Source organism: Acinetobacter sp. CAU_H_60 (genome assembly GCF_058599385.1).
This window is the reverse complement of record NZ_CM178653.1, coordinates 2,121,217-2,147,970: the sequence shown is the minus strand read 5'-3', so window position 1 is coordinate 2,147,970 and position 26,754 is coordinate 2,121,217. Positions and strand designations below refer to the sequence as shown.

Sequence of the window (26,754 nt, the reverse complement as noted above, 5' to 3'; positions counted from 1 at the left end):
GGATATTCAGAGAAAGAGCGGTTTTAGGCATCAACCTGTATCCTCTGATTTGCTACACTAGTCCAAATTTCTCCCTTATGGAAAGCTGTGTGTTGCCATTCAAACTTTGGGTCGATGCAGATGCATTACCTCGTATTCTGAAAGATGTGATTATTCGTGCCTCCGATCGTTACCAGCTTGAAGTCACTTTTGTGGCCAATCAGCCGGTAGGAATTACACCGTCGATTCGCATCAATTCTATTCAGGTCATGAGCGGAGCAGATGCGGCGGATCAGGAAATTGTCGACCGTATGAAAGAGCATGACATTGTGGTGACGCAGGATATTCCTTTGGCTGCTCAAGTCATCGAGAAGGGCGGTATCGCGATTCACCCGCGTGGTGAAATCTATACAGTGGCGAACGTCAAAGCACGTCTGCATTTACGTGATTTTATGGATACCTTGCGTGGTGCTGGTGTACAAACTGGTGGCCCACCGCCGATTTCTGAACGCGATAAACGTGAGTTTTCCAGCTCTCTAGATCAAACCATTCAAAAACAGAAACGCAAAACTGCGATTAAATAAAAACGAGATCAAGTATGCCCCCAAAAAGTAACCTGATGTTGACCTATGCCTTGCTGGTTTTCATCTGGTCCACCACACCACTGGCGATTGTGTGGAGTGTGGAAGATTTGCATCCGATGTGGGCATTGGCGATACGCTTCTTTTTGGCCTTGCCTCTGGCCTTAGGAATGTTGTGGTTATTTAAAACCAGATTACCGCTTGATCGTGTTTCTCTGCATAGTTACTTGGCGGGTGCTTGCAGTTTTATCGGCTCGCAAATTTTTACTTACTGGTCTACGGATTATTTAAGCTCTGGTATTATTGCCTTAATGTTCGGCTTGGCACCCTTAATTTCAGGCCTGATTGGGCGTTTTGTTTTTCAGATGCAGCTTTCCCTGAATCAATGGCTGGGGATGGGAATTGCTTTAACCGGACTTTCGGTGGTCTGTCTAGGCGATGCAGATCAGCATATACAGCCAATTGGAATTGTGATCGCTCTGGTTGGGGTATTAGTTTATTGCGTATCCATGTTCTGGGTGAAGAAAATTAATGCACCAATTGATCCTATGGCACAGGCGGCCGGTTCGATTGGCTTGTCAGTCGTTTTTTCTCTGGGTATGTTGCCATTTATCTGGCAATACGCACCCACTGCTATGCCACATGCCAAGTCCTTATTTGGTCTGGTATATGCGGTAATTATGGCTTCGCTGATTGCGATGTTCTGTTATTTCAAGCTGGTACAGAAAATTAAACCGACGACTTTGTCTTTAACCACAGTCCTGACACCAATGCTGGCCTTGCTGGTAGGTGTATTATTGAATAATGAAAAATTGCCACTCATTGCTTTGGTGGGTGTAGTAATTTTATTGTTCGGCTTAGTGGTTTATTTTGCTAAAGAAATTAAGGCGAGCTATAAAGCCCGCCTTTAATAAAAAGATAGATGCCAGTCTTAAGCAAAGCTGGCTTTCACACATTCGCCCAGTTTGACGCGATCCTGAGGGTGCAGGGTAATGAAATAAGCACCCGTACGATATTTCCCGTTTTCTTCTGCACGACTGTAGGCCACCTGAGCGGTTGCCGCGATGTGGAAGAAGTTTTCCGGGTGACTTAAAGTCACATGCAGATAGGTGCCTTCGCTAATCGGCTGATCACTAAAGAAGCTAAAACCGGTCTCTGAAAAGTTCACATGTTCCGGTACAGGTAACATGCTTTGTACAATTGCGTCATACAAAGAACCGGTAATAAGGTTTAATTTTTGGTTGAATAAGGATAAGATTCGAGCAATTTGTTGATCTTTTTCAGATAATTGTTCTAATTCGTAGTTAACAGCATGATCAAATTGATCTAGCTCTGCAAGTAGTAGAAAATAGCGGGGCAATACGAAATTAGCATCGTAAGGATCATTCAAGGCAACATCATCGGAAATAATCTGATAATTGATTCGTAAAGCAGCATCGATTCGAGACATGACTCGTCTTTCAGTGAATCCGTTTGGATGCTGTACATTTTCCATAATTTATTACCTCGGACTAGATGGTTATGTTCAAACCAATCTCGCTGTATATAGGGTTGAAATATACTCGCGCACGGCGTAGTAACCACTTCATTTCTTTTATCGCATTGGTCTCAATGATCGGTCTCACGCTCGGTGTAGCAGTCCTCATTACAGTTTTGTCTGTGATGAATGGTTTTGACCGAGAGTTGAAAAATCGTGTCTTGGGGATGGTTCCTCAAGCCACTGTTTCTTCGACGCAAATTCTAACAAATTGGCCTGAACTTGCAAAGCAGATTGAACGGCATGAACACGTTCAAGGTGTGGCTCCGTTTACCCAGTTACAGGGGATGCTGACGGCTCAAGGGCAAGTTGCCGGAATTATGGTCAGCGGGATTGAACCAAAGTATGAGAAGAAAGTTTCGATCATCCAGAACCATATGGTCGAGGGTAGTATTGATAACCTGAAAAAAGGTGAATTTGGGATTGTTTTAGGCAAGCAAATGGCAGATGCCATGGGCGTAGGCTTGAACGACAATATTACCTTGGTTCTGCCCGAAGCGACGCCTTCACCAGCAGGGGTCGTACCTCGTTTTAAACGCTTTAAAGTGGTCGGGATCTTCAGTATTGGTGCAGAAGTTGATTCGATGATGGGTTATATTGCTCTGAATGATGCTTCAACCTTGTTACGTCTGCCAGATGGTGCGCAGGGCGTGCGTATGAAGCTGGATGACATTTTTGCTGCCCCTCAGGTTTCTCAAGAAATTGTGCGTGATTTACCGGGCAACTTCTATGCCTCTGACTGGACTTATACTCATGGTAATCTGTTCAGCGCAATCCAGATGGAAAAAGCAATGGTCAGCTTATTGCTATTCCTGATTGTTCTGGTCGCAGCATTTAATATCGTATCTTCGCTGGTGATGGTGGTCACAGATAAAAAATCCGACATCGCAATTTTACGTACTTTGGGTGCTTCACCTGCCACGATTACCCGTATCTTTATGGTTCAAGGTACTGTGATTGGCGTAATTGGAACTTGTGCGGGTGCCATTCTCGGGATTATTGCCGCCACCAGTATTAGTAGTTTTATTGGCTGGTTAAACAATTCACTTGGCCTGAATATGTTTGATGCTTACTTCATCAACTATTTACCTTCTTATCTGCGCTGGCAGGATGTGGTCGTGATTGTAGGTCTGTCACTTGCTTTAAGTTTCCTGGCCACTATTTATCCAGCATTCCGTGCTGCTAAAATTCAACCGGCGGAGGCATTGCGTTATGAGTAGTTTGGTTCTAGATGCCCAAAATATCGAGAAATCTTTTACAGATGGAAAATCTACGGTTGATGTGATCAAAGGGATTTCATTGCAGGTAAACGCCGGGGAATTTGTTTCTATTGTCGGTTCAAGTGGTTCCGGTAAAAGTACCTTATTACATATTCTGGGAGGACTTGACCGTCCTTCTGCCGGACAAGTGATGGTCAATGGCCGCCGTTTTGACAATTTATCTGAAGCAGAACGTGGCTATGTCCGTAATGAAAATTTGGGCTTTGTATATCAATTCCACCATTTATTGCCAGAGTTTACTGCACTAGAAAATGTCGCGATGCCTTTAATGCTGCGTAGAAACGTCAAGTTTAAAGAGGCTAAACAGCAGGCAGAATACTTACTGGAGCGTGTTGGATTAACCCATCGTTTAACCCATCAACCGGGCGAACTCTCTGGTGGTGAGCGTCAGCGTGTAGCACTGGCTCGTGCCGTGGTGACCAAGCCGAAGTTAATGATGGCAGATGAGCCAACAGGTAACTTGGACCGTAAAACAGCCGATAAAATCTTTGAGTTGCTGACTGAATTACGTAGTGAATTCAATATGGCCATGTTAATTGTGACTCATGATGAGCAATTGGCACATTCGGCAGACCGGATTCTACATATGCGTGACGGTCTATGGATGAATGACTAATTGCAGGAATAATCCTCTTTAATTGAAGCTCACCTCGGTGGGCTTTATTATTGTCTGCACATAATAATAAAAAAGAAAAACTTCATGTTGCAATGGCTGTGTCTGGGCTGGATTTTAGGCCTGGCCTGTATGGGAAAAAATTTTCTCAATATCCAGTTAAATTCAGTAATAGTCATATTTCTCGCAGTACTTTGCTATCTGTGTAGTTCTAAATGTAATGCGGTTCTGAAAAAGCCTTTACATAAAGGATCGCTAGTAGGCATCTGCATTCTAATCGGGATATTTCTGGGACATGGTTATGCCAATCAACAGCTTAGCCAACGGCTATTGAATGTCGAGCATGAAGTACAGCAAAAAGACATTATCGTTTATGTCAAACGCTTGAATAAACTCGGTGATCAATCCATCCAGCAGCCTTTGGAAGTATTAAATCTTAATGGACGCACCGTAACCTGGATGGGTTTTCTATCTGTAAAACCTCCGAATACTTCACAACTATCAGCGAATCATGAAAATTTAAATACACTTAAACTGGGGCATTATTATCGGTTGCAAGGGCAGGTACGTCCTAATCACAGTTATGCAACGCCCGGTGCTTTTGATGTGGAAAAGTGGGCACTGCAACAGAATGTGATGGCAGGTTTCCGGATCAAACAGATAGAGCAACTTGATTCAGCTAATGTTTCTACACTGGGGCATAGTCAGTATATTCGAGAGCAAAGAGCTTTAACTCAGCAATTTTTACTTTGGGTAGAACAGAAACGGCTGGAATTAAGAGAGTTCATAGCAAGGCAACCTGTACAAAATAAAGGTTTGCTTCTGGCTTTGCTCACTGGAGATGAAAGCCTTTTAAATCCCGCAACTGGGCAGCAATTTCGACGTATGGGTATGAGTCACTTATTGGCGATTTCGGGTCCACATGTGCTGATCTTTGCCCTGATGGTCTGTGCCATGCTTCGGCTACTCGTCGCACAAAGTATGTCTCAGCTTTATCTAAGATGGCCACGCCAGTATTTTCTGGCCTTGCCTTTTCTGTTTTGTGTGGTGCTGTACTGTGCCTTTGTGGGTTTTGAAATCCCGGCAATCCGCACTCTGCTGATCTGTATGATTGGCGTTCTTCTCATGCTGCTCCGGCAAAATTTGCAGGCTTTAAAACTTCTGATTCTGAGCGCTGCCTTACTGTTATTCATTGATCCCTTTAGTATCTTGTCCGCGGCTTTCTGGCTGTCCTTTGGGGCCTGTTTTGTATTGCTCAGAATTTATCAGACCATTCAACAGCGACCATCCGAGCAAAATCAGACAGCAATACAAAAACTGTATTTTGCAGCTAACGTACTGGTGGAATCACAGTGGAAAATCTTTCTCGCTTTATTTCCTTTAATGATGCTATTTTTTAAGCAGATTGCCTGGATCACGCCGTTCAGTAATCTGGTTGCAATTCCTTGGATTGGTTTGCTGATTGTACCGATCGATATTTTGGCAGCGATTCTATTTTTTATCGCTGAACCGGTCTCAAGCATGTTATTTCAGCTTAATGATCTGTTGCTGAATATCCTGTTAGGATTCTTAAATTTGCTAGATCACTGGTTTAAACCACAGTTAATCCCAGTTGCAATGAATCTCTGGATGATTGAGCTATCTATCCTGTCTTTGCTGATTTTATTCTTACCACGAGGCGTATTACCAAAATCCTGGATAGCTGTCGCGGCGGTACCAATTTGTATTCCTCAATTCTATCATCCGCCATTTCAGCTTTCGGTGCTGGACGTCGGGCAAGGGCAGGCGATATTCTTTCGTTATGGAACTCATAACATGATGATCGATATGGGCGGTTATTATGATGAGGAAAAATTTAGTATTGGAAAGCAGCTGATCCTGCCATTTCTGTCGGTACAAGGTGTGTCTCAACTAGAGCAGGTGATCTTAACGCATCTGGATCAGGACCATAGCGGTGCTTATCACAGCATTAAAGACCAGCTCAAGATTAAGAATATCTATGCCAATGAAGTGACCGAAACTGTAGCTTCTTCAAACTTTCAATTATGTTATCAGGGACAGCAGTGGCAATGGCAGAATGATCTGCAGATTAAGGTCATTGCACCAAAACTAGAACAATTAAATACCGCTAATTTCAATAAAAATGACCTGTCTTGCGTGGTGTATTTGCAGCTCAAAGATGTCTGGCCTTATCAGAATTTTCTGCTGATGGGAGATGCAGGTTGGCAGACTGAATATCAGTTACTCAAAGACTATCCTGATTTAAAAGTGGATGTTTTGGTATTAGGCCATCATGGCAGTCAGCATAGTTCAGCTTATCATTTTTTGCAGCATTATCGTCCTAAGCTGGCGATTGCGTCTGCGGGAAAATTTAATCGTTATGGACATCCAAGTCAGTTGACTCAACAGCGGCTCAAAGAATTGAAAATTCCTTTATTGACTACAGCAGAGCATGGCAGCCTGCATTTTCATCAGCAAGGAACTCAAATCATTCTAGAAACTGAAAGAAGTCGCTGGAAATGGTTACAAAAACAAAATCTAAATGACTGATTCTAGAGATGGTTCGATAGGAGCCGGATTAGAAGTTCTTAACTGGTTCACTTTGGACAAAGCTTGGTCATGATCAAGCTTATAAATATTTCCCAGATCTTCGTGAGCTCTAAAGCGTTTATAGCTCCAGTGATAATGTTCAGGATGACGCTGAATCAGGTTCTCAATCGTTTTGATGATGATGCCTGTACCCTGATTGGCATCTCCCTGATAAATTTCTTCATCTATGGCTTCGATATGAATATCAAAGCCAGCACCCTCATTACGCAGGGCATAAAGAAACAGCGCACGGGCTTTGGTTTTCTGGATCAGCTTGGCACTTAGGTTGCTGGTGGCCAAAGGAACGCCAAAGTAAGGAATATATTCACCGCCAACGTTAGGTGTATGATCCGGCAGAATGACAGTAGTACCACCTTGCTTCAAGGCCTTGAAAATCTGTCTTACGCCAGACTCATCTGTCGGCACCAGATTGGCCTGTTCGCGGCTACGAGCTGCACGGACAAATTGATCCGCTGCCTGATTTTTTACAGGTTTATACATAATGGTCATTGAAGTGAATTGCGCAACATAGGCATTCATAATTTCCCAAGTGCCAAAGTGCGGCACAATCAGCACTAGACCTTTATTTTGTGCCAAGGCATCATGCAGTAAATCTTCGCCTATAACTTTATGCACTCTCTCAATATTTTTCTGATTACTCGAACCCCAAATACTAAAAAATTCAAAATAAGACATCAGTTCATTGCGAATCGCGGCACGGGTAATCCGTTCTCTTTCCTGTGTCGACAGTTCAGACAAACTGATCTCAAGGTTCAGGCGAATTACATCAGAAGTTTTAGAAACTTTAAAAATATTAACGATTAAGGCAAGAATACGCGCAATCCATCGGGAAACTGAAAGCGGTTGGCGGCTAATATATTTGAGTAAACCGTAAGCTGAATTCTTTGAGCTGCGTTCAGTCATTGAGTTGTAATATTGATAAAATAAAAAAGAATAGCATTTATTATAGGCGAAAACGGTTTCTTTAGACAGAATTACCCTTTTCGGTGTATATAATGGGTTCAATATAAATTAATTTATTGGATTATTTATGTCCGATTGGCCACCAAAACCTGAAAATCAAATACAAAATACGCAACAACCAGTTCAGCCGACTGGCCCAGAATGGAAACTGCTGGAAAAAGCAGTTTTAGCTTCAGTAGAAGAGCAACGACGGGCACGTCGCTGGGGGATCTTCTTTAAATTTCTAACCTTTGCTTATCTGCTGGTTGTCATTCTTGCGCTGGGTAAAGGCTGTAGCATGAGTGCTTCTGATCCGAGTGCAGGCGCAGGTGCACACATTGCTGTAGTTGATATTATTGGTACGATTGCCGCAGACAAGCAAAGCGTGAACAGTAGCAATACCATCAAATCACTCAAAAAAGCCTTCGAAAACAAACAGAGTAAGGCTGTTGTTCTAAATATTAATTCACCGGGTGGTTCACCAGTCCAGTCAGATGAAATCTGGCAGGAAATCCAGTATCTGAAAAAACAGCATCCTGAGAAAAAACTCTATGCCGTGATTGGTGATACTGGGGCTTCTGGTGCTTATTATATTGCATCCGCTGCAGATGAAATCATTGTCAATCCATCGAGTCTGGTCGGTTCAATTGGTGTGATCATGCCGAACTATGGTGTGAATAACCTGCTGCAAAAACTTGGAGTTGAAGACCGCACCATGACTTCAGGGGAAAATAAAGCTTTGCTGTCCATGACACAGCCGGTTGATCCTGCGCAAAAAGCGCATGTACAAGGCGTACTGGATAATGTGCATGGTCACTTTATTAATGCTGTAAAGCAGGGGCGTGGAGCGAAATTAAAATCGACTGATCCTGCTATTTTCTCTGGTCTGTTCTGGACCGGTGAACAGGCGGTGAAATTGGGTATTGCAGACCGTATTGGCAGTTTAAATACTTTGAAGCGCGAACTAAAAACTGAAAAAGCACTTAACTACACCATTGAATATAGCCCATTTGAGTCAGTACTGGGTCGTATGGGCTCATCGATTGGTGAAGGAATTGCAACTTCAGTGGCACAAAAACTTCAGTCAGAAAATAAAACGACCTTACAATGAAACCATTGATTCATTTTGCGCACGCCAATGGCGTGCCATCTAAAGTCTATCAAAAGCTGTTTGAAGGACTGCAAGATGATTACGATATTATCTATGTGCCGTTATTAGGGCCTGATAAGCGTTATCCGATTGATAATCACTGGAAAAGTCTGACTCAGCAGGTGATTGATAGTATCGTGCGCCAGTCTCATGGACGTCCGGTGATTGGTTTGGGGCATTCATTAGGTTCAGTCCTGAGTTTTCAGGCCTCCTTACAGCGTCCGGAACTTTTTTCGCAAATGATTATGCTTGATCCACCAATGATCATGGGCAAAGAAGCCTTTGCATTGCATATTGCAAAAACTTTGCGCTTAAAAGCACTGGACCAGATGTCACCTGCAGGTTTGTCGAAACGCCGTCGTGATCATTGGGAGTCTCGGGAACAGGCAGCTGAACTGCTGCGACCGAAAGGCTTTTATCAGGATTTTGATGCAGATTGCTTCCAGGCTTATATTGACTATGCCTTAAAGGATGATCCGGTTCGAGGTGGAGTTGAACTCACCATTCCTAAAATGGATGAAGTGAATATCTTTAGAACCAATCCATCACTATGGTGGTTACCTCAGGCTAAACCAAAAGTACCAGTACATCTGGTGGTTGCCAAGAAAGGTCCATTTTTGGCGCGCAGATTTCCGCAGCAAGTGCAAAAGAAATTTGGCATTCCATTTACAGTGGTAGATGGTGGGCATATGTTCCCATTGGAGCAGCCTGAGCAAGTCGCGAGTCTGGTCAAAAAGCTGATTCAGCAACAGTCTGCTTAAAGTTCATCCCATCTAAAGAAGTAAAAAAACGCATCCTCGGATGCGTTTTTTTATATTTGGACTTTTAGAATTTGCAGAATTGAACAGGTTCTTGCATTTTTGCATTATGGTACAACACACCTTGTTCAGTATGCTGAATTGTCCCATTACAGATCCATTCTACCACTTGTGGGTAAATCAGATGTTCCAGTATATGTACCCGCTGAGCTAAAGTGTGAGTCGTATCTTGATGCGATACTTTTAACATACCCTGTGCTAAGGCTTGGCCGGCATCCAGTTCTGGAGTGACATAATGCACTGTGCAACCATGCAGAACATCACCGGTATTCAGGACGCGCTGATGGGTATGCATGCCTTTGTAATGTGGCAAAAGAGAAGGGTGAATATTCAGCATTTTCCCTTCCCAGGCTTTCACAAATTTTTCACTTAAAATTCGCATAAAGCCCGCAAGTACCACTAGATCAACATCCCAGTCCAGAAGCTGCTGATGCATGACATCATCAAAAGCTTCCCGGCTTGGATATTGTTTATGTTCAATGACTGCAGTTGGAATTCCTGCTTTATGAGCGCGCTCTAAAGCAAATGCTTCAGGCTTGTTGGAAAGCACCCCGACAATTTTCCCTGACAGATTGGCATCAATCAGGGCTTGCAGGTTCGATCCACTGCCTGAAACAAGTACAGCAATTTTAATCATGCGAAATTACGCGAAGATCACACGAATTTTTTCGTCTGCCCCTTCAACAGATTCAGCATTATCTGCAATGTGACCCATGGTCCATGCTTTTTCGCCCAAACCGTTGAGTAACTCTACAGTTTTGTCTGCTTCTGCTGCATCAACAACAAGAACCATACCTACGCCACAGTTAAAGGTACGATACATTTCAAACTGTTCTACACCACCTTCGCGTTGAAGAAGTTTGAACAGCTCAGGCCATTCCCAAGAAGATTCATTTACGACTGCTTGAGCACCGTTTGGTAATACGCGAGGCAGGTTGCCAGGTAAACCGCCACCAGTGATGTGTGCCATTGCATGTACATCAACTTGTTTTAGCAGCTCAAGAATCGATTTCACATAAATGCGTGTTGGTTCCATTGCAACATCTGCAAGTGGACGACCATCAACGATTTGATTCAGGTCAACATTTTTAACTTCAAGAATTTTACGAAGCAACGAATAACCGTTTGAATGTGCACCAGAAGATGCAACACCAATAAGTACATCACCCGCTTTTACTTTAGAGCCATCAATAATTTTGCTTTGCTCAACTACACCGACACAGAAGCCTGCAAGATCGTAATCTTCACCTTCGTACATGCCTGGCATTTCAGCAGTTTCACCACCAACCAGTGCACAGCCAGCAAGTTCACAGCCAGCACCGATTCCTGTTACGACATTTGCAGCTACGTCCACATTTAGGTGACCAGTCGCATAATAGTCCAGGAAGAAGAGTGGTTCAGCACCACAAACGAGAAGGTCGTTCACACACATTGCAACCAGATCTTGACCAATGGTGTCATGACGGTTCAAATTCAGTGCCAGACGTAATTTTGTACCAACACCATCTGTGCCTGATACGAGAACAGGTTCTTCATAACCTTTAGGGATTTTACAAAGGGCGCCGAAACCGCCTAATCCGCCCATTACTTCAGGACGTTTAGTACGCTTAGCGACGGACTTGATTCGGTCGACTAACGCGTCTCCCGCTTCAATATCGACACCTGCATCTTTGTAGCTTAAACCAGTGTTTGGGGTAGAAGTTGAGTTGCTCATAATGAAGTCTCCGCATTCGCGCGGGGGATTATAACCTGAATATGCAAAACTCTTATGGTATTTATGCCCTAAAATGCTATCTTTATTAAAATATTTTACTTTTTATAACGATTAATAGAGAGAAGGCGAAACTTTATGGTAGATCGCACATTGCGTCGCGTGTTTATCCTAGCTGGGATAGCTTTGTTGTTGTGGCTTCTATATTTACTAAAACCCGTTGTAATTCCATTTGTTGCAGCGTTTTTAATGGCTTATCTGTTCAGCCCGCTGGTAGATAAACTGCACGATATCGGTCTGCCGCGTTGGCTCTCTATTAGTATCGTTTTTACTGGAATCGGGATCGTTATGATCCTGGCAATCTGGTATCTGGTGCCGTTGATCTGGCAGCAGCTGATTTATGCGCGTGACAATATACCTGCGGTCATTGGCTGGATTAATTCAACCTTTTTACCGTGGCTGTCGAATACCTTCAATGTCGTTGAAATGGAAATTGATACCACACAGATTTCTGATGTGGTCATGGACTATGTGCAAACCAATTATAGTGCTGACAGTATTCAGGCCTTCCTGCTACGCCTTGCACAATCTGGAATTAACTTCTTGCAGATTGGCGGTACGATTGTCCTGATTCCAATTATTGCATTCTATTTCCTGCTGGATTGGGATCGTATGCTGGAAAGCTTACGTCGCCTAATTCCACGTCCTTATGAACAAAGTACATTAAGAATCGTCGGTGAATGTCACAGTGTACTTGGGGCCTTTGTGAAAGGACAATTTCTGGTGATGATTCTGCTGGGAATCGTTTATGCGATTGGTTTGCAATTGATTGGTCTTGAAGTTGGTCTGATTATTGGCATGGTGGCAGGTCTGGCCAGTATTATTCCTTATCTGGGATTTGCGGTCGGGATCATTGCAGCGGTCATTGCGACCTTCCTGCAATTCGGGATTGACTGGTGGCAACTGGTTCTGGTGGGTGTCGTGTTTATGGTCGGTCAGGCGGTAGAAGGCTATGTATTACAGCCATTCCTGCTCGGCGATAAAATAGGTTTATCTCCAGTTGCTGTGGTTTTTGCGGTATTGGCGGGCGCACAACTGGCTGGCTTCCTGGGAATGCTGATTGCTCTCCCAGTTGCAGCGGTAATTGTGGTTCTGCTGAGACATGCACGGGAATATTATGAATGCACATCATTTTATGGAAATCAGGCAGTCGTCATGAATGATCCGGCTACAGGTTCCATAAGTGTAGAAACTTCAGACTTAAATGTTGATATTGAAATGAAAAAGTCAGAAGCAAAACCACTGCAAGAGGGAGAGAAATCAAGTAAGATGGATGTACCTCTTCATAAAGACTCATAAGGCCATCAGAATCATATGCGTCAATTGCAGCTAGATATAGAACCTCAACTCGATGCTCGAATTAGTGATTTTTCGGGTCCGGGATGGGGGCATGTAATTGATGCAGTCCGACAGCTGCATGCAGGCCTAATCAGCCGCTTTTATGTGTATGGCGGAGCTGGAACAGGTAAAAGTCACTTACTCTCTGCCATCTGTGATTCTTATCTGGAAATCGGCAAAACCGCTATACAGGTGTCTTTGCTGGAACTTCTGGATGCACCCACTGAAGCGATTACTTCGCTGGACCGGTTTGACCTGATCGCACTGGATGATATTGAAGCCATTAGCGGGGTTCCGCATTGGCAACGCGCCGTTTTTCACTTGATTAATTATAATGATGAAGGTGGTGGTCAACTGGTATTTTCTTCCCGTTTTGCGCCCATTGAATTAAAGCTTGAATTACCTGATTTGCAGTCCCGACTTACGCAGGCAGTCAGTGTCCGTGTCCCAAATGGCAGTCTTTATGCGGACCGATTTGCCTTGGTATCCTCGGTATTGGACCGACGCGGTATTCATCTTGATCCACAGATTTTTGATTATTTGCTGAATCACGGACCACATCAAACTTCCGTGCTTCTACAAACATTAGAACAGATTATTCAATTACTTAAAGGCGAAAAGCTGAAGGTCAGCAATGCTAACCTGCGGCAGATTTATGCATTAATTGATGAATATCGTTAAATTATAAAACATCTTGAGTAATTACTCAGTCTATGCGAAAGTAAGGCAAAATAATTCGCTGTTGCAAGGAAGATGCAACTTTAGAAGAAAAAGAAAGAAATAAAAAATTAAGGAGAAGGGTATGCTCAAGAAGAGCATAGGCATGGCTTTGCTATGTATGGCGGGGCAGGCATATAGTGCAGAAATTATTGTAACTACCACAGAAGATATTGAAAAAGATGACAAGGAATGTTCACTTCGAGAAGCTGTTGAATATGTGAATCGTGGCCTGGCTAAAGAAGGTTATATGGGCTGTGGTGGCGAAAATGCTATTGGCACCATTATCTTAAAAGAAAAAACGACCTATGTTCTGAATAAACATATCCCGATCAAGAAATCAGTGACGATTAAATCTATCGCAGAAGTAGATGGTGAATTTAGTAGTACCGATAAGGTAATGGGGTTATATAACGCTCATATTCAAATGAAAGGGACAGATAATCTCTTCCGTATTAGCAATGATGAAGAGCTGATTCAAGTCAATTTAAAAGAACTCGACCTTGAAGGTTGCGGTAAAAGCAGCTGTGCCGAACAAGGTGGCCTAATTCATAATAAAGGTAAATTGATAATTGATTACAGCCGCTTATATAAGGGGGCTGCGAGTCAAGGTGGTGCCATTTATAATGTGGGGAAATTCGGCCAGAATCTGATTGCTTTTGCCGAAATAAAAACCAGCCTGGTTGAAAATAATCAGGCGCAACAGGGTGGCATACTCTATAGCCAGCTTCCATACTTTCTGGTTTATCAAAGCGTTTTAAAGAATAACCAGACGCTTAATAATAATGCTACCAATATTTATACAGCGGGCCAAGTCGATAATCCTGCCGATATTCAATCCATTAATGCTGAAGTCCTAAGCAGTACCCTGTTAAAAAATAAGGGAGCACTGATCAATGTGATTGATGGGGTGGGAATCAACAACCTGACTATAGTGGATAATACAGGTACAGCACTACGTATTAATGCTCCGAATGGTAAAGCCTATGTGGCGAACAGTATTATTTTAAGAAATGGTACGCAGGATTGTCAGATTGAAACTACGGATAAAAGTACGATTCACAATAACCTGGTAACAGCATCTTGTGGTACAGGTGATGCTGCGTATCCAAACCAGATCTGGACAGGTACTCGCTTGTTTGCAGAGGCTTCAGATCAAAGTGAAGGTGTCTGTCTAAATTTAAAACAAAATAGCGATGCTATTCTATGTCCTTATAGCGTTCCTAAAGATCAGTTTTTGGGCTATCTACGTCCTCGGATCCTGTTGAATTATAATCAGGTCAGTGATTCACCGATTGTAAATAGAGGGACTAGCTACAATAGCAGCAATCCTTCAGTCAGCTGTGAAGCGGCAGACCAACGCGGTGTAGACCGTTTACTGGATAACTTATTTTGTGATCGTGGCGCGATTGAAATTACAGTTCCAACATCTACCAGTCTGGTTGGACAGGATCTTCTAAAAGGAGAGACTGCAAAGTTTTCAATTGAATCTGTTTTAGGAGATAGTGATTTAATTCCTAAAGAACAATGCAATAACATTATTGGAGAGAATCCAAAGGGTGAGCCTTGGCAAGATGGCTGCTTACAGGTTATCCAAACAAAAACTGTTTCCAAGGGCAAAACAGTCATTGATATTGATGGGAATGTAGTTTATACCCCAGATTCACAATGGCATGGTGCTGACATTTTTGAAATTCAGGTAGTTACTTCATCTACACGATTTAATAAGTCCAAACCTTATCTGGTTTTAAGTACCCAGATTGTACAGGAACCTAAAAATGAAATGAAAGACAAGTCTGTGAAAACCTCGGGTGGGGCATGGGGAATCGCTGGCTTAATGGGCTTGATAGGGTTGATCGGCCTACGTCGCAGATTAAAAGATTAAGGAAAAATCATGAAAAATTATAAAAAAGGACTGCTTGCAGCCATGATTTTATCTGCCATGAGTTTAATGGCAGCCGAAGATAAAACCATATATGTCACTACATTTGCTGACGAGGATGGGGAAAATACCAGTGCCTGTTCCTTGCGTGAAGCCATTAAGACAGCCAAGCTGGATAAATCCTATGGAGGGTGTAATGTTGGCCGTACATTGCGTAATGACGGTTCCGCTCCAGATGTCATCCAGCTTGAAGCTGGGGAATATAAACTCAATAGTGAAATTATTGTTGAATCCCATGTCAATATTTTGGGAAAATCACCCTTCAATTATACTCAAAGAAGTCCTATTACCTTTTTATATCCAACACGTGAGGCTTTAACCACCACCCTTTCAGGCCAAGGGAAAACCCGCTTATTTAATACGGTCGCTAGCCAAGCCAGCATGGTGGTAAATGGTGTCATCCTGAAAGATGGTTATGCTGCAAAAACCAGTCTGGATAAAGGTAATGGTGGAACATTTTATGTCGCTGGCCCTCTAAGCCTCGTGAATAGTGAAATTGTAAATTCACGAGCGGCTGCAGAAGGCGGAGCAATTTATGCAGTGGCGATGAATAATGAAAAAATTATCAAGATTCAGGATTCCTTAATTCATCAGAATAAAGCAGCTACATATGGCAGTGTCTTGGCCATGGATTGTGTGGGGAATCTGGGCAGTACAGAGACAAAGCTAGAAATTAGCGCAAGCAGCATTGTCAAAAATGGTTCTACTGATACGGCCAGTATTCTGGACTTTTGTGGTTATGCCAAAGCGGATATTAGTAACTCTACAATTGCAAAAAATACGACCAGTGCCACAGGTCATATTTTCCGAATGGCCAATGAAATTAGCCGTCCATTAAGTTCTTTCTTCACTTTTAGTGCCATTAATAACACGATTGTCGAGAATACTGCTCGCTCTACCATCTTTTATGACAATACTGGTAATTCGAGTCTGGCTTATAATGTGTTGGCCTTTAACCAGGGCCTATCTTGTGAATATGCCTTAAATGGTGGAAATCCAAGTAAAGAACAGGATGTAGACTTATTTACTGCTTATAATGCGATTCATACAAGTGGTTCCTCACGCTGTGTATTACCTGAACTGGCAGAAAACAGTGTTTCAACGAATATTGATGTATCCAGTAATCAGATCACAGATCTGTTAACTACTTATATCGAACCTTCTGTAAATAACCGTTATTTAGGCATGTATTATCCAATTGATCGACAATCAAATACGGATCTGGTCAATATCGGTACAGAAAGTTGTGAAGAAATTGATCAGCGTGGAATTGAGCGGTTAACTAAGGCAACATTGTTATTTAATCCGGACGCAAAAAATTCCTGTGAAATTGGGTCGGTCGAAATCCGGAACTTAACTGCAGCAGATATTTCTGGTCTAAAAAATAGTTCTTTAACAGAGTTGCTGGATTATTATCAGGAAAATATTGGTGATATTAATTCTATTCTGGCCGATAAGAATACAAAACCTGAGGAAATACAGGGCTTAAAGGAAGAGCTAAAAGAATATGAGGATCTTTTAAAATATACCAAGCAATACCAGAAATATCGTGCCATATACGTTAATCCATTTAGTTTGGTCATGCCTCAAGAAACTTTAAATAATACTCAAGTACAAGCTAAAGCATTAAATTCACAAAATTATGAAATTACAGTGCAATCTTTAGGTGTAGGGTCTTTATCTGGATCAGGCAGTTCATTAATTGTTCAAGGTGCGCCTAATGATCCAAATTTAAAATGTGAATGGAAGCCTGATTTAAACCGTATCATGATGTATCGTACTGATGGCAAAGTAACAAGTCTCTCGGATACGGAGTATTGTCGTTATACAATTAAAGACAAGCAGACTGGTGCCAGCAGTACAGGTATTTTGCAGGGCGCATTTGTAAATATTAAGCCGATTGTAAAAAATGACGAATATAGAATTAGCGCAGAAAACAATCTGACTGTGACTGTGAATCCATTAGAGAATGACAGTGATGATGGCGATGGTCCACGGATGAATGGCAAGGCCGCTTTCTATCGTGATAAAGATGGTCGTGAGATTCCAATTCGTATTGTCAAGCTTCCTGCCGGAGTAAACCTTTCTGCAGAGCGAGAAGGACCATGCCCAGGGAATTTTGCCGGTGAAACCTGTTATGGTGGAAAATTGACCTTTAGTGTGAAAAACACTTTTAGTCAGTCAGATTATGATATGCAGTATCATGTTTTTGATGCAGATGAGTTGATGTCAGATACAGCAAGAATTAACTTAAAAAATACGGCTAAAAATACCAATACATCATCAAGTGGCGGTGGCTCGTTTGGAATTTGGGGATTGTTCGGATTATTAGGTCTGGCAGGATATCGCCGAGTTAGAAAATAATTGCAGCATGAAAAAAGCCTCCAGATGGAGGCTTTTTTATTTAACTTAAATTAATGAGTTTTAGGTTGAGTGAGTTGCTGGTATTTCTGGATATATTCTTCACGGATCGCCAGTCGTTCTTCTGGCGTTGCTTTTTGCATTCGTGCACCTAACTCCTTACGTTCCTGGCTGCTCATCATTTGCCAGGTTTCACGCATACGCTGCTTTTCAGCTTCAGGAAGCTGAGTGAACCAGTCCATGCGTTGCTGTAAATTAATACGCTGTTGTTCAGGCATCTCTTTTAAAGACTGATAACGTTTGATTAATGCCAGTTGCTCGGAATCAGAAAGTGTATCCCAGGTTTCGTTGACCTGCGTATTGGCATCTTTGGAAAAAATCCAAAAACGTTCAAATCCCGCAAAGCTGGTTTGCAGGAAGCTGAATGCGCAAAATGCAATTGCTAATCTTTTAGCTGCCATGTGGAACTTTGTCCTCACCTAAAACCATTAACATTTCCAGATCTTCAAGCATCTGTGGGGAGAGTTTGGGGGTGGATACTGCCTGAGTCTGAGGTTCGTTATGGCTGACAATATTCGGTAGCACTACCACACCAGCAATCGCAGCAGCCAAAGCAAAGCCAGACATTTTTAGAAATGCAAAGCGTGAATGTTGTGCGTCCTGAATGTGCTCCAGCACATGATTCATCACCACCGGTTTATCTTTGTGGTGCTGTGCCAGTCCATCAAGTTTGGAAGTTACTTGCTTTAAGAAATCATCTTGCTTCATTCGGATGATCCTCCCAGATATGGATTTAAGTGTGCTAGAGAGGCACGTAGACCTTGAATAGCACGGTGATAATGGGTTTTCACACTGCCTTCTGTACAGTTCATAATTTGCGCTGTAGTTTGAGTATCAAAGCCTTCCCAGGCTCTGAGCATAAATGCTTGCTGCTGACGCACAGGTAATTTGGCAATCGCCTCCTGAATTTCTTCAGCAGTCACTGCCTGATCCAGAAATTCTAAAGGTGAGGGCGTAGATTCATCTACAAGATTGTCAAATTCAACTTCGTCGTCATCGAGGCTGACTTTTTTGAAAAAGGAAAATGGCTGGTTGCGACGTGCTTCTTTACGACGCCAATCCTGTAATTTGTTATTCAGAATCGTATAGAACAGGGGATACCACTCTTCAGTGCTTTTCTCTGCATAAGATTTATGTAGAGAAATAAAAGCTTCCTGAACCAGATCCATTGCGATCCCATGTTGTCCTTGAGTCGCACTTTCCATCATCACCAAAGCACGCCCAGTCACATCCTGCATGAAATTTTTCAGGCGAGACTCAGCCGTACTCTTTAGAATACTCGCATCTTGTGACTGCAACGGTTTCGGTGCTAAATCCATAGAGATGGAAAATCCTGTCATTGGATACCCACCATTATTCCCAAGTTCATGTGCATATAACGTTGGGAATAACGATTTGGTTGACAATAAAACTTATTATTTTTGTAGTGTAATCTATTTTATAAATACACTGACTGGAATTAAAACAATGTAACCTAAATACCGTATTAGATACGTTGACGCACCATCTCAAAGAAACAGATAGAGCCTGCAATTGCAACATTCAGGGATTCCTGTCCACCTGGCTGTGGAATAGTCACCGCTTCGGCATGTTGCAGTGCATAGTCAGATACGCCTTGACCTTCATTGCCCAGAATCCAGACGCAGGCTTTACGCAAGTCCTTGCTATACAGGCTGCTAGAACGATGTGAGCTGGTGACATATACCGGAATCTTGAATTGCGGTAAAAGGTCTTCCAGTGCGATATTTTCAAAAGTTTGCAAAGAAAAATGTGCACCCATACCTGCACGTAATACGCGTGGTGACCAAAGAGACGCTGAACCCTTGGTACAAATGACTTGATCAATACCGGCAGCTGCTGCTGAACGTAGCAAGGTGCCGACATTGCCGGGATCCTGCACATTTTCAAGGATCAGGGTATCAGCCGTAAAATCAAGTGCCTGGCTTGAGCTTGGAATATCGACAATCGCCATACAGGCAATCGAAGTGCCTAAGGTACTCAGGTCCTTATAAAGCGATTCACCAATGACAAAGACCACACCGGTATATTTGTTTAAAATAATGTCAAAATCAGGATGCGCTAAAGCATGTTCAGTCGTGAAGATCGAATTGATTTTCTTGTTTTCATGTAACCATGCAAGACACAGGTGCGTGCCTTCAAGCACAGTTTGTCCTTGTTTTTTTCGATAAGAATTCTGTTCAATTAAACCGCGTAAGTGTTTAATTTTAGGATTGTCTTTGGATTCAAGGAAGATGGTTGGCATAAGAAGAAAGTCCACGGCAGTCAATCAAGGATCAACTGCCGTTTAAAAATTAGTGGTGGTAGCTGGTCACAAGCTCAACTTCATTTTTTGAACCAATGATGACAGGAACACGTTGATGCAGATTTGTAGGTTCGATTTCAAGAATGCGGACACGACCAGTCGTTGATGCACCGCCAGCCTGTTCCATCAGCATACTCATTGGATTGGCTTCATACATTAAACGTAAACGACCTGCTTTAGTTGGGTCTTTCAAGTCGTACGGGTACATGAAGATCCCGCTACGGCACAGAATACGGTGAATATCGCCAACCATACAAGCGACCCAGCGCATATTGAAATCTTTGGCGCGAGGACCTGTTTTACCTGCTAGCAACTCATCGATATAGCGCTGTACAGGCGCTTCCCAGTGACGCTGATTCGATGCATTGATTGCATATTCTTTAGTATCAGCAGCGACCTGAATCACTTCAGAAGTCAACAGAAACTCTTGAGTTTCAGGATCAAAAGTAAAGAATACCACACCAGCACCCACAGTCAGTGCCATCATGGTTGATGGGCCATACAGCACATAACCAGCAGCAACCTGATTGACACCAGCCTGCATGAAGTCTTCTGCCTGAGTTACACTATTTTTTGCAGGAAGAATCGAAAAGATAGTGCCCACACACATGTTGATATCAATATTGCTTGAGCCATCAAGTGGATCGAACAATACTAGATATTGACCATTTTCCTGTGCTGAAGTGAATTCATCCAGTTCTTCAGACGCTAAACCGCCTACATGTGGATGTACTTTTAATGCATCAATCAGATAATCATTAGAAATCACGTCCAGTTTCTTTTGCTCTTCGCCTTGAACATTTTCATGCTGAGCACTACCTAATACACCCGCTAGAGCACCTTTTTGCAGGAGTTGGTCAATACGCTTGCAGGTATTTCCAATTGTTTCAATTACTTGTGCAAGTTCAGGTGTGAGGTTCCCGCTTTGTTGTTGTAGAAATTGGGATAAGGTGCGGTATGACATAAGGGAAAAACTCCAAGACTTATAATCGGGGGAAAAAGATCAAAACGATATACGGCTATATTTTAGATGAGAACGTTCGAAAAGGACAATTAAACTGAATTATTTGTTGTGATTTTGCCCTTGCAACTCCTGTGGAAAGTGCTATGTTGAATCAAAGGAAAAAATGATCATAGGAGCACAGAGATGACAACATTAAAGTTTGATGCGACTCCAACGCCGAGCGAAGCGATTAATCTCGATGAAATTTCTGAAGACAAGATGAAAGAAGCGTGGAAAGATTACGAAGCAAAACCTGAATACAAAAAATTCAATAAACACGACATGATTGAATCCATGCAAACTGCAGAAGAAGGTGAAGGCAAAGAATAATCTTATTCTTTGATCTTTCAAATATCTTCCTAATAAAAAAGCACTCAATTGAGTGCTTTTTTATGAATGATGCATTATTTAAATGATCACTTATTTTAGTAGTGGTGGAACAGCTTCGTAGTTGATTTCTACACGGCGGTTTTCTTTCCACGCACTTTCATCATGGCCAGGATTAACTGGCATTTCTTTACCATAGCTCACTGCTTCAAGTTGGCCCGCATTTACACCAGAAGTGATCAGGAAGCTTTCTACTGCTTTGGCACGACGCTCACCAAGCGCCATGTTGTATTCACGTGTACCGCGTTCATCTGTATGACCGGTTAAAGCTACACGAGAATTGGCATTTGCCATCAGGAACTGGGCATGTGCTTGCAGAGTACGAATATCGTCATTGCTCAGTTCGCTACTGTCATAGTCAAAGTGAACCACACGTTTAGCTAAATAAGCCTTATTTTCCGCAGTTACACCTTTAGCAGATGCACCCGCCATATTTTGGGCGCTTAGAGCTGCATCTTCACTTAGACCTTCAGTGCTTACAGTGGTGGTGCCACTGGTGTCGAGGTTGCCAGTTTGGACTTCAGCTGCTGGTTTACGGCTGGCACAACCAGTCATTACGACTGCGGCTGCAAGTAAAGGAAGTGCAAATAATTTTACTTTGTTCATTCTTCATCTCCATGAAGGTTGATTATGGGGTAAAGCATTTATAAATATTGAACTATTATTTTGGTGCCCAGGCAGGTTCGCGAACTTCACCTGTTTCACTTGGCAGATTCATGCGGAACCGGCCATCAAGAGACATGATGGATAACAATCCACGATTACCTTCGCGAGTGGCATAAACCACCATCTGACCATTTGGCGAGAAGCTAGGTGATTCATCCAGGCTGGTTGGCGTCAGGATATTGGTCACACCTGAGCTAATATCCTGTACAGCCACTTTATAGTTACTGCCACTTGGACGATGAACCAATGCAAGTTTCTTACCATCTGCACTTAAGGTCGCGCGGGCATTAAATGCGCCACGGAAAGTCAGACGTTTGGTACTTCCATTATTAAAATCATAGCGGTAAATCTGCGGAGAACCACCACGATCTGAAGTAAAGATAAATGATTTTCCATCCGGCGCATAACGTGCTTCTGTATCAATTGCGCTATCGTTGGTCATGCGTTTTAACTGACGTGTTTCCAGATTCATCTGATAGATTTCCGGGTTACCGTGCATAGACGCAGTGAACAGCATGCTCTTGCCATCTGGAGAGAAGCTTGGCGCACCGTTTAAACCACGGAAGCTGGCCAGCTTTTCACGTTGACCAGTCGCCAAATCCTGTACATAAATGGCCGGACGTTTGGTCTCAAAAGACACATATGCAATTTTTTTCGCATCCGGTGTCCAGGCAGGTGACAGGATTGGATCACGCGAAGTCAAAATGGTCTTTGGCTGTTCACCATCCGTATCGGCAATCTGCAAGGTATAACGCTGATCAGGCGTTGCCGGGTTACGTAAGACGTAAGCAATACGGCCAGTGAAATCTCCCGGAATACCGGTTAATGCCTGATAGATGGCATCACTGATCATATGGGCTGCCTGACGGGTACGTGAAGCAGGAACAGTCAGCAACTCATTCAGTAAGTATTGACGTTTTTCGACATCATACAATTGATACTGAATGCTATAAGAACCATCCGGATTGGTCTTGGATGAACCGGTCACCACATAAGGTACGCCTACAGCTGCCCATGCTTCAGCATTTGGCGAATTCAGTTGTGCTGTAGCAGGTAAATTCTTCGAGGCACTGGCAAATTTTCCAGAACGATTCAGGTCATTTTCCACCACCGGATAAATACTCTGATCCTGGCTAAAAGGCACAATGGCAATTTTAGGAGCAGCCTCAGGAGCTTTGGTAATTTCCAGATGCAGTTGAGCCTGAGACTGGGTCGCAGTGACCGCACCCAAAGTGGTCATGATTGCAAGGCAGAGTAGGTGTTTGCGTGTCTTTTCCATCATTCGTTATTTACTCAAATCAACGGAGTTATTTATAAGTGATTGGGCTACATCATCGCATGGATTTATGCGAAATGGACCACGAATTTATCATCAAACTGTTATATCACTATGGGGAGTGATTATTATTTAATCTGTTTCAATTGAAGTTTAACTCAAAAAAACAGCCATAACACTTTTTCTTTATTATGGCTGTTTTTCATTAATGAGCTGTAAAGGTTGAAGTAAAACTTCGTGCTTCACGGCGTGCATCCCGATCTGAAGGCATTGGATAAGGTGCAGCAGCACGTACTGCCGCTTCTACACTAGCTTTCATATCTGGATCACTGGCACTCACCACCACAGAAACTACAGAACCACTATCGCTCAAAGTGACCCGGGCAGTCGCTTTCTGGCCTGAAGAACCCACAGGGGTATCCCAGGCACGTCTGATTTTATTTTCGAAATCACGTTTTGCAGTAGAGGCAATTCGCTTAGATTCCGCTTTTTTCTGTGCAGCTTCTTCAGCAGCCTGTTTGGCTGCAGAGGCTTTGGCATCAGCTTCTGCCTTGGCTTTCGCATCTGCATCCGCTTTGGCCTTCGCAGCCGCATCAGCTTTACGTTTAGCTTCGGCCTCTGCTTTAGCTTTCGCCGCAGCGTCAGCTTTATGCTTGGCATCAGCATCCGCTTTGGCCTTCGCAGCGGCATCAGCTTTACGTTTAACTTCGGCCTCTGCTTTAGCTTTCGCCGCAGCGTCAGCTTTGTGCTTGGCATCTGCTTCCGCTTTAGCCTTCGCAGCCGCGTCAGCTTTACGTTTAGCTTCAGCCTCTGCTTTGGCTTTTGCCGCAGCGTCAGCTTTATGTTTAGTATCCGCCTCTGCTTTAGCTTTTGCAGCCGCATCGGCTTTACGTTTAGCTTCGGCATCTGCCTTGGCTTTTGCAGCAGCATCCGCTTTTGCCTTGGCTTGAGCCTCTGCTTTTTGCTTGGCGGCTAAATCAGCCTTTTTCTGCGCTTCAAGTTTGGCTTTTTGCGCAGCATCGGCTTTACGCTGTGCTTCTACTTCAGCCTTACGCGCTGCTTCAGCTTCGGCTTTAGATTTTTGTGCAGCCTCTGCTTTGGCTTTGGCAGCAGCCTGTTTTGCCTGGTCAGCAGCTTCAGCACGTTTTGCTGCTTCGGCTGCTTGCTGGGCGGCTTTGGCTTGAGCAAGCTCTGCTGCTTTGGCTTCTTGCTGAGCTTTTTGAATATCGATCTGTGGGGGTGCTGGTGCAGGCTGCGGTGCCGGAGGTGTCGGTGCAGCTGCTGTTGGCACTACAGGCGCAGGCTCTACACTCGGTTCAGCAGTTTGGGTAATTTCTTCTGCAATATTTTCATGTGCAGTTTCTTCAAACTCAGTTTCTTCACGAGTCACCGGCTTGAGGTCTTCAGGTTTAATTAAGACCGTTTTAATCTGTTTTGGCGGTTCAGGTGGCTTACTCATCCCCAGAAAAAGCAGGCCCACCAAAGCAACTGCATGGATTCCTAGCGTAAACCCAATCGCAATTGCTTTCTTCTGAAACGGTGGTTTCTGATAATTTTTCATACTTTATTCTAATGGCTTGGTCAGTAAACCCACTTGGGACAAACCCGCATCCTGCAGGCTTGACATTAAGGCCATCACATCGCCATAAGGGCGGGTGGTATGACCATTGATCACGACATTGAGGACCTTGTTTTCACTTTCCGCAGTGCTTTGCGCTTCTATCAAAGTCTGCGTCAAAGCCTCTAGGGTGACAGGACCTGTGGTCTGATTTTTATATTCCAGAAAATAAGTACCATCTTCTTTTAAAGTGACGATAGTAGGCGCATCTTTGGATTCGATCGGTAAGCCATTGGCCTGCGGCAAATCGACCTTGATGCCACTGGTAATCATTGGGGCAGTCACCATGAAAATGACCAGAAGTACCAGCATCACATCGATGTAGGGCACCACATTCATGTCACTTTTCAGTGGTTTTTTAATGCGCTCGAAGCGTCCTGAACGTTGAATGGCCATTAGTCATTGTCCTGCGTAGCGCCCACAGATTGACGTTGCAGCAGCGCCACCATTTCTTCAGCGAATAGGGCACGGTCAGAGTACAGTGCTTCACCTTTAGATGTGAAATGGTTAAAGGCTAAAACCGCAGGAATTGCAGCAAATAAACCAATCGCCGTTGCAATCAGGGCCTCTGCAATACCAGGTGCGACAGTGGCCAAAGTGACCTGATCCACATCTGCCAGACCAATAAAGGCATTCATGATGCCCCAGACGGTACCAAACAGACCGACATAAGGAGCGACTGAACCAATACTGGCCAGCGCACCCAAGCCTTGTTCCAGATGTCCCTGATCACGACTTAAACCTACCCGCAGAATACGTTCGGTTCCTTCAATTGACTGGGCAGTTAGAGCATGGCGTTTTTTAAGTTTAAGGAACTCGCCCAGACCCTGATAGAAGATATCTTCCAGACCAGTACGTTTGGAATTGAGCTGGGCATTGTTATAAAGCGTCTTGAGTTCGGCACCTGACCAGAAAATTTTCTGGAAATGATCGTCGTCAGCCTGAGCCTTTTTATAGCTCATGGTTAACTTAGCAATCAGGTACCAGCTGTACAACGAGGCTAACAGGAGAGAAAGCATCACCAGTTGTACGACAGGGCTTGCTTGTAAAATAAGATCTGAGACTTGAAGAGATGATTCTAACTGAGTTGCCATAGCTGTTACGTGTGCCAAATAATTTTTTTAGTCTTGTTCCAATTCTTTTTGAATTAGTTCGCGGATTTCATCCGGGAGTCGACGTGGTTTCATGTCTGCACTAATACATGCCAACTCGACCTCACCAGATGCAAGCATGATTTCACCACGATAAATATTTTGTTGCAATACAAATGATGAAGCTTTACATGAAATGACACGTGCAGTCACGGTAATCAGGTCATCCATGAGGATTGGGCGCATATATTTGACGTTAATTTTGTGCACAACAAAGTTATAGTCGGATTGATGCCAGTAGTGACTCACTCCGGAAGCACGTAACCATTCAGTACGGGTACGTTCCATATAGCGAATATGGTTAGCGTGGTAGACAATGCCACCCGCATCAGTATCTTCAATATAGACGCGGATATTGAATTCAAAGTGATTCGCCATAGTTTTGTTCCATGCAGATTTTACGAAATTATTGCTTGTTTTTAGAGGCTGGAGCAGGCTTAGAATTTGCCTTATTCATTCCAAAAGTCAAGCAATTTAGCGCGTCAAAGTTTAGCACTGTGAGCTTTGAGACCAATGGCACAAGATGTCAAATCTGGATGGAGTAGGGGCTAAGCCAGTACGGAATGGCCAATTGCTTATTAATAAGGCGAAGTAAAAGCATGAATGAGACCAGTCACTCATGCTTGAGGAA

The 26,754-nt window shown here is 43.3% G+C and carries 27 protein-coding genes; 12 read left to right on the top strand and 15 right to left on the bottom strand.

Annotation, left to right across the window (positions count from 1 at the left end; genetic code table 11):
• Positions 1 to 77: 77 nt before the first annotated feature.
• Complete coding sequence (locus AC4MBN_RS10045; RefSeq protein ID WP_159124052.1) at positions 78 to 563, top strand: YaiI/YqxD family protein; 486 nt, start codon at positions 78 to 80, stop codon at positions 561 to 563.
• 14 nt (positions 564 to 577) lie between these two features.
• Positions 578 to 1,471, top strand: coding sequence for a DMT family transporter (locus tag AC4MBN_RS10040; protein ID WP_180179069.1), 894 nt, complete (start codon positions 578 to 580; stop codon positions 1,469 to 1,471).
• A gap of 20 nt (positions 1,472 to 1,491) precedes the next feature.
• On the opposite strand, the gene AC4MBN_RS10035 is transcribed toward AC4MBN_RS10040, so the two are convergent.
• Positions 1,492 to 2,055 carry a PilZ domain-containing protein gene (locus tag AC4MBN_RS10035; protein WP_180004111.1) on the bottom strand — a complete coding sequence of 188 codons (564 nt, stop codon included), beginning with the start codon at positions 2,053 to 2,055 and terminating at the stop codon, positions 1,492 to 1,494.
• Positions 2,056 to 2,081: 26 nt separating this feature from the next.
• Here AC4MBN_RS10035 and AC4MBN_RS10030 point away from each other — a divergent pair, with 26 nt between their 5' ends.
• The 3 genes from AC4MBN_RS10030 to AC4MBN_RS10020 all read left to right on the top strand — a co-directional run bounded on the left by AC4MBN_RS10030 (position 2,082) and on the right by AC4MBN_RS10020 (position 6,540).
• Entirely contained in the window at positions 2,082 to 3,317 is a 1,236-nt protein-coding gene (locus AC4MBN_RS10030) for a lipoprotein-releasing ABC transporter permease subunit (protein ID WP_034170943.1), read from the top strand.
• Complete coding sequence (lolD, locus tag AC4MBN_RS10025) at positions 3,310 to 3,993, top strand: lipoprotein-releasing ABC transporter ATP-binding protein LolD (protein ID WP_419374711.1); 684 nt, start codon at positions 3,310 to 3,312, stop codon at positions 3,991 to 3,993. The genes AC4MBN_RS10030 and lolD overlap by 8 nt, the downstream gene beginning before the upstream one ends.
• Before the next feature lie 84 nt (positions 3,994 to 4,077).
• A complete protein-coding gene (locus tag AC4MBN_RS10020; RefSeq protein ID WP_419374710.1) occupies positions 4,078 to 6,540 on the top strand; it encodes a DNA internalization-related competence protein ComEC/Rec2 in 2,463 nt (820 codons plus the stop codon).
• On the opposite strand, the gene AC4MBN_RS10015 is transcribed toward AC4MBN_RS10020, so the two are convergent.
• Positions 6,529 to 7,503, bottom strand: a complete 975-nt coding sequence (locus tag AC4MBN_RS10015) for a lysophospholipid acyltransferase family protein (protein ID WP_419374709.1) — start codon at positions 7,501 to 7,503, stop codon at positions 6,529 to 6,531. The two genes, AC4MBN_RS10020 and AC4MBN_RS10015, sit on opposite strands and share 12 nt — an antisense overlap.
• Before the next feature lie 127 nt (positions 7,504 to 7,630).
• Between AC4MBN_RS10015 and sppA the strand changes: the two genes are divergently transcribed.
• Positions 7,631 to 8,653 carry a signal peptide peptidase SppA gene (gene sppA, locus AC4MBN_RS10010; RefSeq protein ID WP_166137701.1) on the top strand — a complete coding sequence of 341 codons (1,023 nt, stop codon included), beginning with the start codon at positions 7,631 to 7,633 and terminating at the stop codon, positions 8,651 to 8,653.
• Positions 8,650 to 9,453 (top strand): alpha/beta fold hydrolase, encoded by an 804-nt coding sequence (locus tag AC4MBN_RS10005; RefSeq protein ID WP_419374708.1) that lies wholly within the window; start codon positions 8,650 to 8,652, stop codon positions 9,451 to 9,453. Before sppA ends, AC4MBN_RS10005 begins: the two co-directional genes overlap by 4 nt.
• A gap of 64 nt (positions 9,454 to 9,517) precedes the next feature.
• Here AC4MBN_RS10005 and purN read toward each other — a convergent pair whose 3' ends face one another.
• Together purN and purM are read right to left on the bottom strand one after the other, a co-directional pair.
• Entirely contained in the window at positions 9,518 to 10,147 is a 630-nt protein-coding gene (purN, locus tag AC4MBN_RS10000; RefSeq protein WP_419374707.1) for a phosphoribosylglycinamide formyltransferase, read from the bottom strand.
• 6 nt (positions 10,148 to 10,153) lie between these two features.
• A complete protein-coding gene (gene purM / locus AC4MBN_RS09995) occupies positions 10,154 to 11,224 on the bottom strand; it encodes a phosphoribosylformylglycinamidine cyclo-ligase (RefSeq protein WP_159124044.1) in 1,071 nt (356 codons plus the stop codon).
• A 135-nt stretch (positions 11,225 to 11,359) separates the two neighbouring features.
• Here purM and cxpE point away from each other — a divergent pair, with 135 nt between their 5' ends.
• The 4 genes from cxpE (at position 11,360) to AC4MBN_RS09975 (ending at position 17,642) form a co-directional block, all read left to right on the top strand.
• The gene (gene cxpE / locus AC4MBN_RS09990; RefSeq protein WP_419374706.1) at positions 11,360 to 12,580 is read left to right on the top strand and encodes a chloramphenicol efflux transporter CxpE; all 1,221 of its coding nucleotides are present in this window, start codon (positions 11,360 to 11,362) and stop codon (positions 12,578 to 12,580) included.
• Positions 12,581 to 12,595: 15 nt separating this feature from the next.
• Complete coding sequence (gene hda / locus AC4MBN_RS09985) at positions 12,596 to 13,300, top strand: DnaA regulatory inactivator Hda (protein WP_159124042.1); 705 nt, start codon at positions 12,596 to 12,598, stop codon at positions 13,298 to 13,300.
• Between the two features lie 121 nt (positions 13,301 to 13,421).
• On the top strand, positions 13,422 to 15,221 hold the full coding sequence (gene rbtA / locus AC4MBN_RS09980) for a rhombotarget A (RefSeq protein ID WP_419374705.1): 1,800 nt from the start codon (positions 13,422 to 13,424) through the stop codon (positions 15,219 to 15,221).
• A gap of 9 nt (positions 15,222 to 15,230) precedes the next feature.
• Positions 15,231 to 17,642 (top strand): CSLREA domain-containing protein, encoded by a 2,412-nt coding sequence (locus AC4MBN_RS09975; RefSeq protein WP_419374704.1) that lies wholly within the window; start codon positions 15,231 to 15,233, stop codon positions 17,640 to 17,642.
• 50 nt (positions 17,643 to 17,692) lie between these two features.
• On the opposite strand, the gene AC4MBN_RS09970 is transcribed toward AC4MBN_RS09975, so the two are convergent.
• From AC4MBN_RS09970 to AC4MBN_RS09950, 5 genes are all read right to left on the bottom strand, one after another.
• Positions 17,693 to 18,100: a DUF3106 domain-containing protein gene (locus AC4MBN_RS09970; RefSeq protein ID WP_159124038.1), complete on the bottom strand. Its 408-nt coding sequence runs from the start codon at positions 18,098 to 18,100 to the stop codon at positions 17,693 to 17,695.
• Positions 18,090 to 18,407 (bottom strand): hypothetical protein, encoded by a 318-nt coding sequence (locus tag AC4MBN_RS09965; protein ID WP_004784617.1) that lies wholly within the window; start codon positions 18,405 to 18,407, stop codon positions 18,090 to 18,092. The genes AC4MBN_RS09970 and AC4MBN_RS09965 overlap by 11 nt, the downstream gene beginning before the upstream one ends.
• Complete coding sequence (locus AC4MBN_RS09960; RefSeq protein WP_004784615.1) at positions 18,404 to 19,018, bottom strand: RNA polymerase sigma factor; 615 nt, start codon at positions 19,016 to 19,018, stop codon at positions 18,404 to 18,406. The genes AC4MBN_RS09965 and AC4MBN_RS09960 overlap by 4 nt, the downstream gene beginning before the upstream one ends.
• Positions 19,019 to 19,185: 167 nt before the next feature.
• On the bottom strand, positions 19,186 to 19,962 hold the full coding sequence (locus tag AC4MBN_RS09955) for a TrmH family RNA methyltransferase (protein WP_159124036.1): 777 nt from the start codon (positions 19,960 to 19,962) through the stop codon (positions 19,186 to 19,188).
• A 49-nt stretch (positions 19,963 to 20,011) separates the two neighbouring features.
• The gene (locus AC4MBN_RS09950; protein WP_419365392.1) at positions 20,012 to 20,986 is read right to left on the bottom strand and encodes a class 1 fructose-bisphosphatase; all 975 of its coding nucleotides are present in this window, start codon (positions 20,984 to 20,986) and stop codon (positions 20,012 to 20,014) included.
• Positions 20,987 to 21,169: 183 nt separating this feature from the next.
• Here AC4MBN_RS09950 and AC4MBN_RS09945 point away from each other — a divergent pair, with 183 nt between their 5' ends.
• Positions 21,170 to 21,355, top strand: a complete 186-nt coding sequence (locus AC4MBN_RS09945; RefSeq protein WP_159124034.1) for an NF038105 family protein — start codon at positions 21,170 to 21,172, stop codon at positions 21,353 to 21,355.
• Between the two features lie 90 nt (positions 21,356 to 21,445).
• Here the strand turns inward: AC4MBN_RS09945 and pal are convergent, their stop codons facing one another.
• The 6 genes from pal to ybgC form a co-directional block, all read right to left on the bottom strand.
• Positions 21,446 to 22,018, bottom strand: coding sequence for a peptidoglycan-associated lipoprotein Pal (gene pal, locus AC4MBN_RS09940; RefSeq protein ID WP_004784608.1), 573 nt, complete (start codon positions 22,016 to 22,018; stop codon positions 21,446 to 21,448).
• Between the two features lie 55 nt (positions 22,019 to 22,073).
• Positions 22,074 to 23,357: a Tol-Pal system beta propeller repeat protein TolB gene (tolB, locus tag AC4MBN_RS09935; protein ID WP_419374721.1), complete on the bottom strand. Its 1,284-nt coding sequence runs from the start codon at positions 23,355 to 23,357 to the stop codon at positions 22,074 to 22,076.
• Positions 23,358 to 23,559: 202 nt separating this feature from the next.
• Complete coding sequence (gene tolA, locus AC4MBN_RS09930) at positions 23,560 to 24,915, bottom strand: cell envelope integrity protein TolA (RefSeq protein ID WP_419374702.1); 1,356 nt, start codon at positions 24,913 to 24,915, stop codon at positions 23,560 to 23,562.
• A 3-nt stretch (positions 24,916 to 24,918) separates the two neighbouring features.
• The gene (gene tolR, locus AC4MBN_RS09925) at positions 24,919 to 25,368 is read right to left on the bottom strand and encodes a protein TolR (RefSeq protein WP_159124030.1); all 450 of its coding nucleotides are present in this window, start codon (positions 25,366 to 25,368) and stop codon (positions 24,919 to 24,921) included.
• Positions 25,368 to 26,066 carry a protein TolQ gene (gene tolQ / locus AC4MBN_RS09920; protein WP_166138751.1) on the bottom strand — a complete coding sequence of 233 codons (699 nt, stop codon included), beginning with the start codon at positions 26,064 to 26,066 and terminating at the stop codon, positions 25,368 to 25,370. The genes tolR and tolQ overlap by 1 nt, the downstream gene beginning before the upstream one ends.
• Positions 26,067 to 26,093: 27 nt before the next feature.
• Positions 26,094 to 26,501 (bottom strand): tol-pal system-associated acyl-CoA thioesterase, encoded by a 408-nt coding sequence (gene ybgC, locus AC4MBN_RS09915; protein ID WP_419374701.1) that lies wholly within the window; start codon positions 26,499 to 26,501, stop codon positions 26,094 to 26,096.
• Between the last annotated feature and the right edge of the window lie 253 nt (positions 26,502 to 26,754).

Excerpts from the sequence above, each read along its gene's own strand:
- AC4MBN_RS10045 (WP_159124052.1), top strand. The coding sequence starts at position 78 with ATGGAAAGCTGTGTGTTGCCATTCAAACTTTGGGTCGATGCAGATGCA.
- AC4MBN_RS10040 (WP_180179069.1), top strand. The coding sequence starts at position 578 with ATGCCCCCAAAAAGTAACCTGATGTTGACCTATGCCTTGCTGGTTTTC.
- AC4MBN_RS10035 (WP_180004111.1), bottom strand. The coding sequence starts at position 2,055 with ATGGAAAATGTACAGCATCCAAACGGATTCACTGAAAGACGAGTCATG.
- AC4MBN_RS10030 (WP_034170943.1), top strand. The coding sequence starts at position 2,082 with ATGTTCAAACCAATCTCGCTGTATATAGGGTTGAAATATACTCGCGCA.
- lolD (WP_419374711.1), top strand. The coding sequence starts at position 3,310 with ATGAGTAGTTTGGTTCTAGATGCCCAAAATATCGAGAAATCTTTTACA.
- AC4MBN_RS10020 (WP_419374710.1), top strand. The coding sequence starts at position 4,078 with ATGTTGCAATGGCTGTGTCTGGGCTGGATTTTAGGCCTGGCCTGTATG.
- AC4MBN_RS10015 (WP_419374709.1), bottom strand. The coding sequence starts at position 7,503 with ATGACTGAACGCAGCTCAAAGAATTCAGCTTACGGTTTACTCAAATAT.
- sppA (WP_166137701.1), top strand. The coding sequence starts at position 7,631 with ATGTCCGATTGGCCACCAAAACCTGAAAATCAAATACAAAATACGCAA.
- AC4MBN_RS10005 (WP_419374708.1), top strand. The coding sequence starts at position 8,650 with ATGAAACCATTGATTCATTTTGCGCACGCCAATGGCGTGCCATCTAAA.
- purN (WP_419374707.1), bottom strand. The coding sequence starts at position 10,147 with ATGATTAAAATTGCTGTACTTGTTTCAGGCAGTGGATCGAACCTGCAA.
- purM (WP_159124044.1), bottom strand. The coding sequence starts at position 11,224 with ATGAGCAACTCAACTTCTACCCCAAACACTGGTTTAAGCTACAAAGAT.
- cxpE (WP_419374706.1), top strand. The coding sequence starts at position 11,360 with ATGGTAGATCGCACATTGCGTCGCGTGTTTATCCTAGCTGGGATAGCT.
- hda (WP_159124042.1), top strand. The coding sequence starts at position 12,596 with ATGCGTCAATTGCAGCTAGATATAGAACCTCAACTCGATGCTCGAATT.
- rbtA (WP_419374705.1), top strand. The coding sequence starts at position 13,422 with ATGCTCAAGAAGAGCATAGGCATGGCTTTGCTATGTATGGCGGGGCAG.
- AC4MBN_RS09975 (WP_419374704.1), top strand. The coding sequence starts at position 15,231 with ATGAAAAATTATAAAAAAGGACTGCTTGCAGCCATGATTTTATCTGCC.
- AC4MBN_RS09970 (WP_159124038.1), bottom strand. The coding sequence starts at position 18,100 with ATGGCAGCTAAAAGATTAGCAATTGCATTTTGCGCATTCAGCTTCCTG.
- AC4MBN_RS09965 (WP_004784617.1), bottom strand. The coding sequence starts at position 18,407 with ATGAAGCAAGATGATTTCTTAAAGCAAGTAACTTCCAAACTTGATGGA.
- AC4MBN_RS09960 (WP_004784615.1), bottom strand. The coding sequence starts at position 19,018 with ATGGATTTAGCACCGAAACCGTTGCAGTCACAAGATGCGAGTATTCTA.
- AC4MBN_RS09955 (WP_159124036.1), bottom strand. The coding sequence starts at position 19,962 with ATGCCAACCATCTTCCTTGAATCCAAAGACAATCCTAAAATTAAACAC.
- AC4MBN_RS09950 (WP_419365392.1), bottom strand. The coding sequence starts at position 20,986 with ATGTCATACCGCACCTTATCCCAATTTCTACAACAACAAAGCGGGAAC.
- AC4MBN_RS09945 (WP_159124034.1), top strand. The coding sequence starts at position 21,170 with ATGACAACATTAAAGTTTGATGCGACTCCAACGCCGAGCGAAGCGATT.
- pal (WP_004784608.1), bottom strand. The coding sequence starts at position 22,018 with ATGAACAAAGTAAAATTATTTGCACTTCCTTTACTTGCAGCCGCAGTC.
- tolB (WP_419374721.1), bottom strand. The coding sequence starts at position 23,357 with ATGGAAAAGACACGCAAACACCTACTCTGCCTTGCAATCATGACCACT.
- tolA (WP_419374702.1), bottom strand. The coding sequence starts at position 24,915 with ATGAAAAATTATCAGAAACCACCGTTTCAGAAGAAAGCAATTGCGATT.
- tolR (WP_159124030.1), bottom strand. The coding sequence starts at position 25,368 with ATGGCCATTCAACGTTCAGGACGCTTCGAGCGCATTAAAAAACCACTG.
- tolQ (WP_166138751.1), bottom strand. The coding sequence starts at position 26,066 with ATGGCAACTCAGTTAGAATCATCTCTTCAAGTCTCAGATCTTATTTTA.
- ybgC (WP_419374701.1), bottom strand. The coding sequence starts at position 26,501 with ATGGCGAATCACTTTGAATTCAATATCCGCGTCTATATTGAAGATACT.